Origin of the sequence: Crassaminicella profunda, from assembly GCF_019884785.1 — a bacterium.
GTDB classification, from domain to species: domain Bacteria; phylum Bacillota; class Clostridia; order Peptostreptococcales; family Thermotaleaceae; genus Crassaminicella; species Crassaminicella profunda.
Genome location: NZ_CP082326.1, coordinates 4,537,917 through 4,553,292, shown reverse-complemented (window position 1 = coordinate 4,553,292; position 15,376 = coordinate 4,537,917). Strand labels below are relative to the sequence as shown.

Here is a 15,376-nt window from a genome sequence, read left to right as displayed (position 1 = left end):
CCTCCTAATAAAACATCATCTTCCTATTATCAGTATATGAAAGTGATAACTTATAGGTAAAAAAATAACCCTCATTAGGGTTATTTTGATTGCATGTAAACAACTAATTTTTTAAATATTGATTGTTCTCCTTCTATGATTAAATACGCAGATGGAATCACATACAGTGTAAGGACTGATGAAACCATCATACCGAAAATAATAGAATAAGCCATTGGCGCCCACAATAGTCCTCCTGAAAGTCCTAAAGGAATCAGTGAAATAACAGTAGTAATCATACCAATCATAATAGGTCTAATTCTTGTAGCACAAGCTTCTATAACAGCATCTCGTAAAGAATCATGTTCATTTTTCAGTAGCTTTATATAATCAAGAAGAACAATCCCATTATTTACAACAACCCCCATGAGACTGATGGCTCCAAGGAGTGCCATAAATCCTATTGGATATCCTGTAATCTTTAACCCCCATATTATACCTATGAAGGATAGGGGAATGGTTCCCATAATGATAAAAGGTTCACGAAGATCTCCAAACTGCATAACCAATATTAAATAAATAATGGCTACTGCAATAATAGAAGGAACTTTCATAGATGTGAAAGCATCATTTCTTTCTTCACTTGCTCCTCCAAATTCCATGGTATATCCCTTTGGCAATTCATATTTCTTTAATACCTCTTCTACTTTTTTCTGAACAGCTTCTGTATTGTATCCTTCCTTAACAAACAAACCTATAGTAATCGTTCTTTTCGTATTACGTCTTACAATTTTATTTAAAGCAAATTCATTTTCTATCGTAGCAATTTGTTTGATAGGAACATTCTTCTCTGTAATAGTAGAGGTAAAGAAAATATCCTCTAGTATTTCTTTATTATGTTTGTTTTTATCAGGGATCTTCATAACAACAGGAAGATCATCATCATCAATATGCTCTTGCTTTAATTTAGTTACTTCATAGCCATTGATGGCCATTCTCACTGTAGCTGCAATATCATAATTGCTAAGACCTACAAGATTTGCTTTTTCCTCATTGACATTAACGTTTAGTTTATAAGAATCAAGTCCAAAGGTATCCTGAACATTTTTTCCTCCAGGGACTTCCTCTACTATATTTTTTACATCAACAGCTGCTTTTTTAAGAAGATCTATATCTTCTCCTGATATTCTTACCTCAATAGGAAAATCAACAGGCATAGCATTTTCAAGCTTTCTTACATTAATTCTTGCTCCAGGTACTTTACTATCTAGAAGGTTTTGTATATGCTCAATATCTTTTTGTTTTCCATTGACAATAAATTGAGCTTTATTACTTGCTACCGTATTGGGTACAAAGGTTACATAATATTTTAGTGGTCCATCACCCACCTTTGCCATAAAAGAATCTACTGACTGCTCTTTTGAAAGGATATTTCCTATTTTTTCTACAATTTCTCCTGTTCTTTCTGCTGTACTTCCCTGTTTTACGGCTACATCAATAATATATTGATCCCTTTCTACAGGGGGGAATAATTGAACACCAAGACTAGGAATAATGGCAAGACTCACAACAAATACAGCTAGAGCAACACCAATAATTATCTTTGGCCTTTTCAGTCCTCGCCCTAGGCTCGCCTTATATTTTTCTAAAACTTTTTTTGAAACTTTATCAATATCTATATATTTTTCTAATTTTCTAAAGAATATATTTTTCTTTTTCCCTTCCCCTTTTACCTGCAAAAAAGTATATCCTAGTGCAGGTACCATAGTAAGGGATGTAAGATAGGAACTAAAAAGTGCAACTGAAACCAATATAGGTAAACTTTTTACGAATTTTCCAGCTACCCCCTGCATCATAGCAAGTGGTAAAAACGAAGCAATACTTGTAAGTGTTGATGTAAGAATAGCAATTTTTACTTCATTGGCACCTCTTATACAAGCAGTTTCTCTATCAAATCCTCTTTCCAAATAAAGATACATACTATCATTGGCAACAATACCATTGGCAACTAGTAAACTTAAAGAAATAATCAAGGAAGCAATAGATACTTGATGGAGCTGCATACCATTGAGCTTCATATATACGAAAACACTCATTATAATTAAAGGAATAGAACTAGATACCACTAAGGCACTTCTTGATCCCATGGCTATGAGTACTACTAAAACCACAAGAATAATAGCGGATATTAAATTACTTTCAAACAGTTTTATAGCACCATTTACATAATCTGCTTGATCTGTAAATATGGTAAGATCCATGCCTTCATAGAGTTCCCCTTTAAAGTCCTCTACAATAACATTTAACCTTTTTCCTATCTTAACCATGTTCTTTCCTTCTGCATATTTCACACCTATTACAAGGGCTTTTTCATTGTTAAAAGTGTCAAACACTTCTTTTTTCTCTTCTGTTTTTACAACTTGTGCAACATCCTTCAAATAAATAGGATTGCCACTTTTAGATACACCAATCACTGTATTTTTTAATTGAGCCATATTTTTGTATTCTCCAGAAGTCTGAACAGGAACCTTTATATGCCCCATTTCTAAGTTTCCGCCTGGAATATTTACATTGTGAGCTTTAATAAGTTTTACAATGGTATTTGGCGCAATCTTATATTGCTCAAGCTTTACCATATCTAAGTTTATATGGATCTGTTCATCAATTTCACCATCAATATCCACAGCTTTAACATCTGGATCTTCTTCTAATTGATCCTTTAAATTTTCTGCAACCTCTTTTAGATTTTCATAGGTATATTCCTTTCCCGTAAGAGCAAGAAGGAGTCCATAAGTTTCTGTAAAATCTGTTTGAATCTCTGGTTCCCAAGCTTCCTGAGGCAAATCTTTTTTCACCTCATCCACATCATCCTTTAAATCATCCCAAACCTTATCGATTTTATCATCACTTAAATCTACAAGCGTTACTTTTATAACTCCTACACTATCCAGTGCAAAGCTTTCAAGCTTTTTAATCTCTGATATTTCATTAATTTTTGTTTCTAATGGTTTTATGATTAGCTTTTCAACATCCTCAGGACTTGCTCCTGGATAAATGCACTTCACCATTCCTTTAGGGGCAACAACATTTGGATTTTCCTGTCTTTCCATATCTCCATAAATAAGAACTCCCGAAATGAAAACAAAGAAACAAATCAACATGACGATACTTCTATGATTTACGCTCCATTTTACCATTAGTTCCTCGCCTCCACGTTGATTTTATCATTATCCTTTAATTTGAATTGTCCTTCTACAACAATTTTTTCTCCGATCTTCAACCCTTCTTTTACTTCTACTTGATCTCCAACAATTTCACCTGCCGTTATTTTTCTTTTATGAACAGCTCCTTCTTTTTCTGAATAAACAAATACAATAACCCCTTCAGGCATATTTAAAATAGCATCCACTGGAATTAATACAGATTTTTTCTCTGATAATGGAATACTTACCTTTCCTACCATTCCAGGTTTTAATTCATGCTCTTTATTTTCAATCTTTACCTTTACAGGAAAAGTTCTTGTTTCTGTATCTGCTAGTGCACTTACTTCACTTACAATTCCTTCAAATTCTTTTTCAATTCCATATACATACACCTTCGCCTTTTGTCCCTTTTGAATCTTATTGATGCTACTATCTGCAACACCTACTTCTATTTCCACTTGATCTAATTGTCCTAAAACAATCACGGGATATCCTTGAGCTGCCGTTTCTCCAACTTCAGCTATTTTTTTAAGAACAATTCCATCAATAGGACTTACAAGTTTTGTATCATTTAAATTTGACTGAGCAGAATCCTTTGCAGCTACTGCCTGATCAAGCTCTACTTTAGTATATTCCTTTGCATCTAAGGCTTCTTGATATTTGTTGGTAGCTTCTATATACTTTGCTTCAATTTCATCCATCTTAGCTGTAGGAACAGCTCCTTCTGCATAAAGATTTTTCATTCTTTCATAATTTTTTGTTGCCAAATCTAAATACGCTTTTGCTTGATTGGTCTTTGATGGGATTTGACTGTCCATCTTTAATTTTGAAGATTCCCATTTGGCCTCTGCTGCTTGCATCTGCAATTGATAATCATAGCTATCGAGCTGCATAATTAGTTGATCTTTCTCGACAAAATCTCCTTCGTTTACAAAAATATTTTCAATAATCCCTCCTGGAATTTTATAAGCAAGCTTAACAGTTTTTGTTGGCTTTATATTTCCACTTAAAGCGATTTCATCAGAATAAGTTGCTTCCTTTATTTCCTTTACAACTACTGGCTTTAATACTTGCGCCATTGCTGTTTGATCTTCTTTTAAACTGCACCCTGTTAAAACAAGTTGCATACATAAAATACATACAAATAAAACAGTTATTTTTCGTCTCATGATCGTTCCCCCTTGTCATTTAAAACATCACTATTATTTTTCATCTACTACCAATCCATATAAAATAATATCTACCATATTATGAAGTGCTTCTTTCAATGTAAAATCATTTTTCATTAAAAAACTTCTATCTGCCAGTGCCATAATAGATTCAATAATCATTTTTCTAAAAACAATGGTATTTACCCTTCTTAATTTTCCACTCTCTATTCCTTCTTCGATTAATTCAAATTCTGGTGACCATTCAGCAAACCATTGTTCTACCTTCTGCCACTGTTTTGGATAATACTGCTTCATTTCATAAAATCTACTGATATACATAAGTCTTGGAGAGTTTGGAAGAATCATTGCAATTTCTTTTAATTTCTCTATCGTACTTAAAGTGGAATCATTGATAATCTCTTCTTCTTTTTCTCTCATGGTAGAAAAAAAATGCTCAACAATCCCATCTATTAAACTTTCCTTTGAACTAAAATTTTCATAAAGTGTTCTTTTACTTACTCCTAGTCTTTTAGCTAAGTCATTCATAGTAAATTTAATGCCCTTTTCTCCTGTTTCTTCAATAGCTCCTTGGATGATTCGCATACGCATACACATCACTTCTTTCTTTGTGTAATATGAAAACTATTTTAGTTTTTTTAGTACCAATATGATTTTAGCACTTTGTTCCTCAACTGTCAAACAAGATCTTTCTTTTCCTATTTGCTTTTTAAAGCATGTACGCCAAATATCCTATAAAGAATATTTGGCGTCTACACTGATTCATATGCTCTTAATAAAATTTCACTCCATATAAATTTTTTAATACACTTAATATATTCTTTTCATGTTCATAGAGGACTGTATTAAATTTCCACAAGTCCTTATATAAATAAATCTCTCCAAATAAAAAAGTCTCACAGCTTGCCACATCTATTTCCTCATGAATTTGAAACATTTCCATTTTTGTTATTTGCTCAAATGCTGTAAAGATCAAATTCAACGTCTGAGCATCATCTATATTTTCACCTTTATATACAGAACAACCAAAAACTATTTTTTTTATATCTTGAGGAAGCTTATTTAAATCAATTATAAAGGTCTTTTTATTTTCCTCGTCTCCATAATCTTCATCATAGTTAATACTTTTATCCATAACAGGGTTATTATAAAATATAATCTGTTCCTTATTTACACAATTTTTTTCATCCATCACAAAAGCAAAAATATCTATATCCAACAAAGGCTCCATAGGATTTACAAATTTTACCCCCATCCTCAACTGATTGAGTCCTTCATTCAATTTTCCTATCACAATTTTTTCACCTTTAACCAATGATTTTGCCAATATTATCTCCGCCTTCAAAATCAAATTCTAACTTTAAAAATAAAATATAATTTTCTTCTACAGCGTGATCCATCAACCCATAAATGGACAAATTCTTATACTTATTTAGTGTAATAGATTTCGTATCTATATGAATAAAAGTGTTCAAAATTTTTTCATTGTTCATAAAGCATATATGATTTTTCATTTTTCGTGTCAATATACTCATCAAAAACATTTTTACTTCTTCAGAAGGTTTCTCATTAAATTTTATAAAGTTTTTTATATATTTTCTAAGAAAGTCTCTTCTTAATAAAATTTGTTCTAATTTTTTAGTTTCATACTGGGAAATTTCTATATACATTTCTTTTTTTATTTCATCCAATTGTTTTTTTAGATCATCATCACTTTCCTCTAAGCTATTTTGAAAATTACCAGCAATTAAATATTTCTTTAATAAATCACTATTTTGATAAGCATAATAAAAATAAGTTCCTAAATCCGTACAAACTTTACTTATATTTCTAAAAATTTTTTGCGCAGATTTTGATAAAGGCTCAATACTAAAATATCCATGAAAAAGAGATTCAAATTCATCAGAAACATAATATATATTAAATAAGATATCATCTTCTAAATTTTTAGAACGAACCTGCATAATAGCGATTTTATCCACTTCTTTGAAGATATTGTTGTAGTAGAATATATGACTTTTTAATTTAAAATCAGGATTTTTTAATTTCACAATAAGACTTTCTATATGAAAATACTGATTCATAAGCTTTAAGCATTCATTTTTATCCATCAGATCACCTATACTACTAATTCTTAAAGCCTAATAGCTTTTGTTTTTGTGTATTTTCAAGTTCTATTAATTCTTTTTCTATTGTATTTCTCTTTTCTCTACCCTCTTCATAAATCTTCATAGATCCTTCAATGGTTTCAATCAACTTTTGATGAGTTTCCTTCAGTGTATCCATACTAATAATTCCTCTTTCACTTTCTTTTGCAATTTCTAAAGTATTCATTTTAAGAAGCTCTGCATTTTGTTTTAACATATTTTCCGTTGTATCTGAAACCCTTTTTTGAAGCTCTAGAGCCGTTTTTTGTTTTGTTAAAGAAATGGATAAGGCAATTTGATTCTTCCAAATAGGAATAGTTGTTAATATACTCGATTGAATTTTATTGGCTAATATTTTATCGTTATTTTGCATCAATCTTATTTGTGGAAGGGTCTGAATAGAAATTTCTCTACTCAATTTCAAATCATGAATTCTTTTTTCCATCTCATTTAATAATTGAGCAAAATCATTATATTTTTGAACATCTAACATATCTCTTGTTTCTTCAGCTCTATTTTTAAGCTGTACAAAAATAGTTTCTCTAAGCTCTTTATATTTTACTTCTCCTGCTGCAATATACATCTCTAGAAGATGAAGATATTCTAAATTTTTGTTGTACAATAAATCTAGCACATTTACATCTCTGATCAGCTCTTTTCTAGCTGTATCTAATGAAACAACTATTCGATCTACAGTCTGCGTAACATTTTCTAATTGCGTTTTTGTATTAGCAACACTTTTTTTAAGCCTACCAAAGAAAGGGATTTTGCTGGTAATAGATTTCTTTTCCTGCAATTTTTCCATATCTACTTCTTGAATAGTTGATAATAATAAGGTTAAGTCCTTTCCAACAAAACCTGTATCCTTCGTTCTTACCCCTTCTAATATGCCATCTGCAAATTTTGCAATATTTCCTTGGATTTCAGCTCCAAAGGAAGGTATACTATTAGAATTTCCTACATTAATTTCTTCTTTTATCTTGTCCACTCTCTGTAAATCCTCTTGATTAAACTTGGATAAATCTACCGTAATTACCGGTTCACTAGATGCTGATTCTACCAAAGCCGTATCTTTTTCTATTTCTTGTTCACTTTTTTGAAGGGTTACTTTATTTTCTTCTCCCTCTACTTCATTTAACAAATCTTGAAAACTCATCTTCCTCCACTTCCTTTCGTAAACTTTAAAAATCTGATTGAATAAGGTCTTGTATGGTTTTTAAATCTACCTTCAAATCTAATTCCTGCTGTTCTTTTATATTTTTAATCGTTGCATACAATTTTTCATTGATGGTTCTTAATGTTTCTAATAATTCTTCTTTCTGGGTTTTCAACGCACTCTCTTCATGAAAATTATTTAATATGTCTTTGATCATGTGAATATATTTTAATAATAATAATTCTTTTACGGATATAATTTGCTCTATATTGCCCTTATAAAATTCTATAATAAAAGAATAATATGCAACAAAAGAAAGTAACCTAACAAAAACCTTATGATCTTTCATCTGACAAAGTCTTTTTTCTATTTCTTTCAACGATTCTTGTCCTTCCTCTAAAACAGTTCTCATCTCACAATCTTTTTGGGTATTCTCTTTTATAGTCATAGTATTTTCTATATGGCTTTTTCTTTTAAAGAAATTAAATATTTTGATCACATCCTCATTTATTAGGATCTAATTGAAAGAATTTTCTATTTCATTATATCAAACACCTAAGTTATAACAAAGGACTAACATTATTTTTTTCTTTTTATTGAATCCTAATAAAAGCTATTATAAAATAATTATAATAAAAAAATTTAGGAGTGACCTATGTGACCCTTCAAAAAGAAATAGAAAGAAATTTAAGAAATCAAGGATATAAGCTTACAAATCAGCGTAAAGCACTCTTACAAGTCTTATTCCATCATAAAAAACATTTCTTATCTGCTGAAGAAATTTATCTAAAAACTAGAGAAAAATATGCCAAAACCAATTTTTCTACGATTTATAGAAATTTAGAAATTTTAGAAAATCTAGGAATAATCCATAAAACCAATATACACGCTACCACTGCTCATTATGAACTTATTTCTCGTGCTTCCCATCATCACCATATCATATGTAAAGGATGTGGAAAAACAGAACCTATTGATTTTTGTCCATTAGAAGAAATACTTTCTAAGTTTGATCATAAAAACTTTACTTTAACAGATCACAAATTTGAATTATATGGTTATTGTTCAAAATGTCAGAAAAAAAATTCCTCTAAAGAATAGCTATTTCCTTACGAGGATTTTTTTGATGGTTCTTATATTCTTTATTTAATTATTAGAATTTTACAACTTTTTCATAAGGTATTGTAATAATTTCCATTGAATGTTATCATCTTAGCAAGTAGTTTAAGTGTGAATTTTTTATCAAGTGAATATTTTCGGATGAAGATAATGGGAGAGAGATCAATTTGATCCACCGAAGAAGTAACTCTTTCAGGTAAATGGGACCATTATTGGACGAGCCTCTGGAGAGACTCTATATGAGCACCGAAGGAGCAAGCCTATTTTTTATAGGTGAAACTCTCAGGTAAAAGGGACAGAGTAACATGTTTTCTAGAGGCCAAATCATTTTTTCATTTGATTTGGCTTTTTTATAATCTATTTTCCTTTAGGTTATAAAAAAAGCCTTCCCTTTGACTTTTAAATTTTAAAATCACTTACAAGGAGGAAGGAAATTATGGAAAAATTAACTGCATTATTAAATCAAATCGATTCTTTTGTATGGGGCCCACCTTTATTGATCTTACTAGTTGGTACAGGAATCTATCTAACCATCAGACTAGGTCTACTTCAAGTATTAAAATTACCTTTAGCATTAAAATATTTATTTTCAAAAGATACAGATTCTTCTGCTGAAGGAGACGTATCCAGTTTCGCTGCCCTTTGTACAGCATTAGCAGCAACTATTGGTACTGGTAATATTGTTGGGGTTGCAACTGCACTCAAAGCAGGAGGACCGGGTGCACTATTTTGGATGTGGATCGCAGCATTCTTTGGTATGGCAACCAAATATGGTGAAGGACTTTTAGCTGTAAAATATAGAGTCGTGGATGACAATGGTCAAATGTCAGGAGGCCCTATGTACTATATTGAAAAGGGATTAGGGAATAAATTTCTTGCAAAAATGTTTGCTATCTTCGGTATTGGTGTAGCATTCTTTGGAATTGGTACTTTCGCACAAGTAAATGCCATTGCAAACGCTGCAAAACTAACCCTAGGACTACCAATTATCGTTACCGCTATTATTCTTACTATACTTGTAACCCTTGTAACCTTAGGTGGTATCAAAAGTATTTCTAGAGTTGCTGAACTCTTAGTTCCTTTTATGGCAGTATTTTATATTATCGGTTCAATTATTGTTCTTTTAATGAATATTGATTTAGTACCAAGTACCATTGCTTTAATCATAAAAAGCGCCTTTTCCCCTACAGCTGCTGGAGGAGGATTTTTAGGGGCAACAGTTATGATGGCTATTCGAAATGGTATTGCTAGAGGAGTTTTTTCTAATGAATCAGGACTTGGTAGTGCACCTATTGCCGCTGCTGCTGCAAAAACAAAATCATGTGTTCGCCAAGGTCTTATTTCTATGACAGGTACATTCTTCGATACCATTGTAGTATGTACCATGACAGGACTTGTATTGATCTTAACTGGCGCATGGCAAGGAGACTTAGAGGGAGCAGCCATGACCAATTCAGCATTTAGTCAGGCTCTACCAGGAATAGGACAATTGATCGTTACCATTGGTCTTATGTTCTTTGCTTTTACAACTATACTAGGATGGAACTATTATGGTGAAAGATGTACTGAATACCTTTTAGGTGTTAAATGGATTAAACCTTTTAAATATACTTATATATTCTTAATTGCAATAGGCGCTTTCTTAAAATTAGATACCATTTGGATTTTAGCAGATATCGTAAATGGATTAATGGCCATTCCAAACCTTATTGGTTTAATTGGATTAAGTGGTGTCATTGTGGCAGAAACAAAATTGTATTTCAAACAATTAGAAAATGAAAAACAATTGAATAAAAGAGTTGCTTAAAAATAGAAAAATAGTGCCCGTCAGTTTAGTTGTTTGGTTCATTCAATAACCGAATAACTGAACTGGCGGGCACCTTTGTTCTCTCTCCTTGACAAAAATAATAATTATATTAGAATAATGTAGACTGTCAACTTTTATCCTTGGTTAAAATAAAATAGATTAGGGTATATAGGAAAAGTAACAAAAATTTTAAAGGAGATGCTTATGTTTAAAAATAATATTACACTAAAGGACCAAGCTTTATTTGAAAAATATATCTGTAGTTATCCTTATAAGACTTCCGGACTAACCTTTACAAGCCTTTTTATGTGGAGACATCTTAATGAATTTAAATATGAAATCATCCATGATTTTTTGTGTATTTCAGGGATCAATCATCTAAATATGAACTATAAAGAATTCTTTGTTCTTCCTCCATTAAGCATAAAAGAATATAATACCCACAAACTATCTTTAGCAATTGATGAAATTAAAAATAGATTTGAAGAAATAGGTCATCCTTTTAATATAAAATTACTCCCAAAACATATGATTGAAACGTTTAAAAAGGCTAACCCCAACTTAAATTTCACCCCTGATGCTGCAAATTTTGATTATGTTTATTTAGCAGAAGATTTAATTGGGTTGAAGGGACGGAAACTACATTCAAAAAAAAATCATTTTAATTACTTTATGAGAAATACTCCACACAAATACGTCTCCCTAACAGATCAACTCATTGAAGATTGTCTTAGGTTAAATACACGTCTTTTAGAGTCAAAAGATTATACTTCATTAGAAGCTCATTTAATTGATTTAGAACAAATGGCCGTTTATGAAGCATTAAAAAATAGGAAAGCATTAGGTGCTTATGGTGGTGCCATTTTAATCAACGACCAGGTTGAAGCTTTCACATTAGGGGCAAAACTAGATGAAGAAACTATGGTTGTTCATATTGAAAAGGCAAACACAAAATTTCGTGGTTTATATCAAGCTATTAATCAACAGTTTTGCAACCACTCTTGTATAGATGTAACCTATGTAAATCGTGAAGAAGATATGGGTCTTCCAAACCTAAAAAAGGCAAAAGAGTCCTATCGTCCTATAAAAATGATTGAAAAGTATGATGGTACTTTCAACAAATAAAGGAGAGGAAACAGATGATTACAAGATTGTTAACAAAGGAGGATACCCTTACTGCAAAAAAATTGTGGGGATATGCTTTTGAAACGGATGAACCTTTTTATAGCTGGTATTTTGAAGAAGTATTTAAACCAGAAAATGCCATAGGTATTTTCCATGAAGATATACTTATTAGTTATTTGCAATTAAATCCTTATACCCTTCATTTAAACGGATCTTCTTTTCAAACCTCTTATATAGTAGGCGTCATTACATCTCCTGAGTATAGAAACAAGGGACTCATGAAAATTTTGCTCCCAAAAGCAATAGATGAAATGAATAGACGAAATCATTACGTTTCTATCCTCATGCCATTCGATACGACCTTTTATAGTCGTTATGGATGGGAATTATGTTACAGTCAACTTCAATACAATACACATATAGATGTTATAGGCCACTTTGCTAATGGAGAAAAAAGCGGTAATTTTTCTAGAATTGATCTAAATAAAGATTTTGAAGATTTGAACAAGATCTATAAAATTTTCTTAAAAAATCATCATGGATATGTAAAGAGAAATAAAACCAACTGGGATTACATTCTAAAGGATTTAATATACTATGGTGGCCATGCTTGTCTATTAAAAGATGAAGAAAACAATCCTACTGGCTATATTCTTTATTTTATAAAAGACGGCAAATTCACTGCAAAAGAAATAGCTTATACAAATATTAGGGCAAAAAAATTGATCTTTAGCTTTATATATAGTCACAAATCTCAAGCAATGAATGCCCAATGGTCTACTCCATACAATGATCCTACTCATCTATTTTTAAGAGATACCATTCAACCATCGCCAACAAATAGTGTACGCATTTATCCATTCATGTGCGGCAGAATCATCCATTTTAAAAATGCTCTAGAGAATAGTTCTTTTCCAAAGGATATGAACTTTTCATTCTCTATAAGAATAAAAGATTCCTATGCAACCTGGAATGATTGTTCCTTTGTTATAAAAATTTCAAAGGGAAAAGCCTCTGTCCAGAAAAGTAATATAGATGCTATTGATGTAATATGTGATATTAGTACTTTTACACAGCTTTTCTTTGGTACAATAGATCTACATGAAACTATTTTTTTAGAAAAAATCATCATTCATAATCCATCTCTATTAAAAAATTTATCTAAAATCTTTTATTGTAAAAACAATTATATCAATGAATTTTTCTAAAAAAATTCGCATTACACTCTCGCATATGCTCATCTCGTAAGTTTCATTACAAAACCACTCTTTTGTAATGAAACTTACTCAAAGTAATTGAACATTTGATTTTTTAATCATAAGTTATCTACAGCTTTTAATTTTATGATTTTTAAAAAGTAAAAAAGAGAATCCAAAATGGATTCTCTATTTTTTGCATAAGATCTTTGAATCATTTTTGATTCCTTTTTCTTCTAACTTTATAAGCATATCCTCTGTCATCTTCACTAAATCATATTCTGCCTTAAATCCCCATTCTTCTTCTGCTGCTGCTTTATCAATAGAATTTGGCCAACTTTCAGCAATAGCCTGTCTATCAGGATCTACATCATAATCCATCTTAAACTCTTTTATATGTTTTTTAATTTCAGATGCAATTTGTTCTGGTTCAAAGCTCATAGCCGTAATATTAAATGCATTTCTATGCTTTAATTTTGAAGGATCTGCTTCCATTAGTTTTATGATTGCATTTAATGCATCTGGCATATACATCATGTCCATATAAGTTCCCTTTGCAATATAGGAAGTATATTTTCCCTTTTTTAATGCTTCATAATAAATATCTACTGCGTAATCTGTCGTTCCACCACCTGGAGGTGTTACATATGAAATAAGTCCTGGAAAACGAACGCCTCTTGTATCTACTCCAAATTTATGAAAATAATAATCACACAATAACTCTCCCGAAACTTTATTGACACCATACATGGTTGTTGGTCTTTGTATTGTATCTTGAGGTGTATTGTTCTTTGGGGTAGATGGTCCAAAAGCACCAATGGAACTTGGTGTGAAAAATTTACAATTCAGATCTCGGCCTACTTCTAATGCATTTACAAGTCCACCCATGTTAATATTCCAAGCAAATACTGGATTTTTCTCTGCCGTTGCTGAAAGCAATGCGGCTAAATGAATCATGGTATCTACTTTATGTTTTTTTGCAAGCTCATGCATTTTTTCTCCATCTGTTACATCTAATATTTCAAAAGGTCCTGATTGTACAACTCTATGATCTTCTGGCTTTCTTATATCTGTCGCTACTACTTGATCATTTCCATAGACCTGTCTCATTTTCATCACTAATTCTGAACCAATCTGTCCCAATGCACCCGTAACAAATATTTTTTTCATTTAATATACCTCCAAATTATTATAATTCATTTAGAAAGTCTATCTTGCCCCGTCTAGATGATTCCCATTTCTTTGCCTACTTTTTCATAGATTGCTAATGCTTTATCTAGCATTTCCTTCGTATGCCCTGCTGTTGGCATATTTCGAACTCTTCCTGTGCCCTTTGGAACAGTTGGGAATACAATTGATTTGGCATATACCCCTTCTTCATTAAGTCTTTTACTAAATTCTTGTGTTTTCGTTTCCTCTCCTATGATACATGGCGTAATAGGTGTTTCACTTTTTCCAATATCAAAGCCTAATTGTTTTAATCCTTTCTTTAAATAGTTTCCATTTTCCCATAATCGATCATGAAGCTCTGTACTTTCTGTCAATATACCAACAGCTTCAATACATGCTGCCGCTGCTCCTGGTGTTATGGAAGTTGAGAAAAGAAACGGTCTAGCTCTAACCTTTAACCAATCAATTAAATCCTTTTTCCCTGCAACATATCCACCTACAACACCGATTGCTTTTGATAAAGTTCCTATTTGAAAATCAACCTTATCAGATAATCCAAAATGCTTCACAGTCCCTGCACCTTTTCCCAATACGCCTGAACCATGAGCATCATCTACATAAGTAATCAAATCAAATTCTTCTGCAATCTCTATGATTTCAGGTAGCTTGGCAATATCTCCATCCATTGAAAATACACCATCTGTAATCACCATGATTTTATTATATTGTCCTGATTCTTTCACTTCTTTTGCAACTCTTCTTAAATCATCCATATCAGAATGCTTATATCGAATAATCTTTGCCCTTGATAATCTACATCCATCAATGATGGATGCATGATTTAATTCATCCGATAAAATAGCATCATTCTTATCCATCACAGCTCCAATAGCTCCCATATTACAATTAAACCCTGATTGAAAAACGATTGCTCCTTCTGTATGTTTAAATGCTGCTAATTTTTCTTCAAGCTCAATATGGATATCTAATGTTCCATTGATTGTTCTAACAGCTCCAGCTCCAACTCCATATTTCTTAGTTGCTTTCATAGTTGCTTCTATTAATCTTTCATGAGTAGCCAACCCTAAATAATTATTAGATGATAAATTAATCAATTCTTTTCCAGAAATTTTTATAACAGGTCCATTGGCTCCTTGTAGTGGATCAATAACATTATAAAGTCCTCTGCTTTTTAAATCTTCTAAATTTTCCTTTAGAAATCTTTCTAAATTTTTACTTGACATTCCTTATACCTCCTGAATATTTTATATTTGTTCGTGTATTGCGTACATTTGTATTTTATTA

At 31.5% G+C, this 15,376-nt stretch carries 13 protein-coding genes and 2 riboswitches; of the genes, 4 read left to right on the top strand and 9 right to left on the bottom strand.

Translation table 11 applies throughout. The features are described 5' to 3' along the window. Nucleotides 1–80: 80 nt before the first annotated feature. The 7 genes from K7H06_RS21005 to K7H06_RS20975 all read right to left on the bottom strand — a co-directional run bounded on the left by K7H06_RS21005 (nucleotide 81) and on the right by K7H06_RS20975 (nucleotide 8,153). Nucleotides 81–3,176, bottom strand: a complete 3,096-nt coding sequence (locus tag K7H06_RS21005; protein ID WP_223037945.1) for an efflux RND transporter permease subunit — start codon at nucleotides 3,174–3,176, stop codon at nucleotides 81–83. Next, entirely contained in the window at nucleotides 3,176–4,351 is a 1,176-nt protein-coding gene (locus tag K7H06_RS21000) for an efflux RND transporter periplasmic adaptor subunit (protein ID WP_223037944.1), read from the bottom strand. Before K7H06_RS21000 ends, K7H06_RS21005 begins: the two co-directional genes overlap by 1 nt. Before the next feature lie 33 nt (nucleotides 4,352–4,384). Then, nucleotides 4,385–4,942 (bottom strand): TetR/AcrR family transcriptional regulator, encoded by a 558-nt coding sequence (locus K7H06_RS20995; RefSeq protein ID WP_223037943.1) that lies wholly within the window; start codon nucleotides 4,940–4,942, stop codon nucleotides 4,385–4,387. Nucleotides 4,943–5,123: 181 nt separating this feature from the next. Beyond that, nucleotides 5,124–5,678 (bottom strand): TerD family protein, encoded by a 555-nt coding sequence (locus tag K7H06_RS20990; protein ID WP_223037942.1) that lies wholly within the window; start codon nucleotides 5,676–5,678, stop codon nucleotides 5,124–5,126. Beyond that, on the bottom strand, nucleotides 5,659–6,462 hold the full coding sequence (locus K7H06_RS20985; protein WP_223037941.1) for a hypothetical protein: 804 nt from the start codon (nucleotides 6,460–6,462) through the stop codon (nucleotides 5,659–5,661). Before K7H06_RS20985 ends, K7H06_RS20990 begins: the two co-directional genes overlap by 20 nt. A gap of 16 nt (nucleotides 6,463–6,478) precedes the next feature. Next, the gene (locus K7H06_RS20980) at nucleotides 6,479–7,654 is read right to left on the bottom strand and encodes a toxic anion resistance protein (protein WP_223037940.1); all 1,176 of its coding nucleotides are present in this window, start codon (nucleotides 7,652–7,654) and stop codon (nucleotides 6,479–6,481) included. Between the two features lie 25 nt (nucleotides 7,655–7,679). Further along, nucleotides 7,680–8,153 (bottom strand): hypothetical protein, encoded by a 474-nt coding sequence (locus K7H06_RS20975; protein WP_223037939.1) that lies wholly within the window; start codon nucleotides 8,151–8,153, stop codon nucleotides 7,680–7,682. A gap of 158 nt (nucleotides 8,154–8,311) precedes the next feature. Here K7H06_RS20975 and K7H06_RS20970 point away from each other — a divergent pair, with 158 nt between their 5' ends. From K7H06_RS20970 to K7H06_RS20955, 4 genes are all read left to right on the top strand, one after another. Further along, complete coding sequence (locus tag K7H06_RS20970; RefSeq protein WP_223037938.1) at nucleotides 8,312–8,755, top strand: Fur family transcriptional regulator; 444 nt, start codon at nucleotides 8,312–8,314, stop codon at nucleotides 8,753–8,755. Nucleotides 8,756–8,914: 159 nt separating this feature from the next. Then, a riboswitch (glycine riboswitch) is annotated at nucleotides 8,915–8,992 on the top strand. A 3-nt stretch (nucleotides 8,993–8,995) separates the two neighbouring features. Continuing rightward, nucleotides 8,996–9,074: riboswitch (glycine riboswitch) on the top strand. A gap of 135 nt (nucleotides 9,075–9,209) precedes the next feature. After that, on the top strand, nucleotides 9,210–10,580 hold the full coding sequence (locus tag K7H06_RS20965) for an alanine/glycine:cation symporter family protein (RefSeq protein ID WP_223037937.1): 1,371 nt from the start codon (nucleotides 9,210–9,212) through the stop codon (nucleotides 10,578–10,580). Nucleotides 10,581–10,784: 204 nt separating this feature from the next. Continuing rightward, nucleotides 10,785–11,705 (top strand): DUF2156 domain-containing protein, encoded by a 921-nt coding sequence (locus K7H06_RS20960; RefSeq protein ID WP_223037936.1) that lies wholly within the window; start codon nucleotides 10,785–10,787, stop codon nucleotides 11,703–11,705. A 14-nt stretch (nucleotides 11,706–11,719) separates the two neighbouring features. Continuing rightward, complete coding sequence (locus tag K7H06_RS20955) at nucleotides 11,720–12,913, top strand: GNAT family N-acetyltransferase (RefSeq protein ID WP_223037935.1); 1,194 nt, start codon at nucleotides 11,720–11,722, stop codon at nucleotides 12,911–12,913. A 177-nt stretch (nucleotides 12,914–13,090) separates the two neighbouring features. On the opposite strand, the gene K7H06_RS20950 is transcribed toward K7H06_RS20955, so the two are convergent. Both K7H06_RS20950 and K7H06_RS20945 read right to left on the bottom strand, forming a co-directional pair. After that, nucleotides 13,091–14,071, bottom strand: a complete 981-nt coding sequence (locus K7H06_RS20950) for an L-threonine 3-dehydrogenase (RefSeq protein ID WP_223037934.1) — start codon at nucleotides 14,069–14,071, stop codon at nucleotides 13,091–13,093. Nucleotides 14,072–14,124: 53 nt separating this feature from the next. Beyond that, entirely contained in the window at nucleotides 14,125–15,315 is a 1,191-nt protein-coding gene (locus K7H06_RS20945) for a glycine C-acetyltransferase (RefSeq protein ID WP_223037933.1), read from the bottom strand. Between the last annotated feature and the right edge of the window lie 61 nt (nucleotides 15,316–15,376).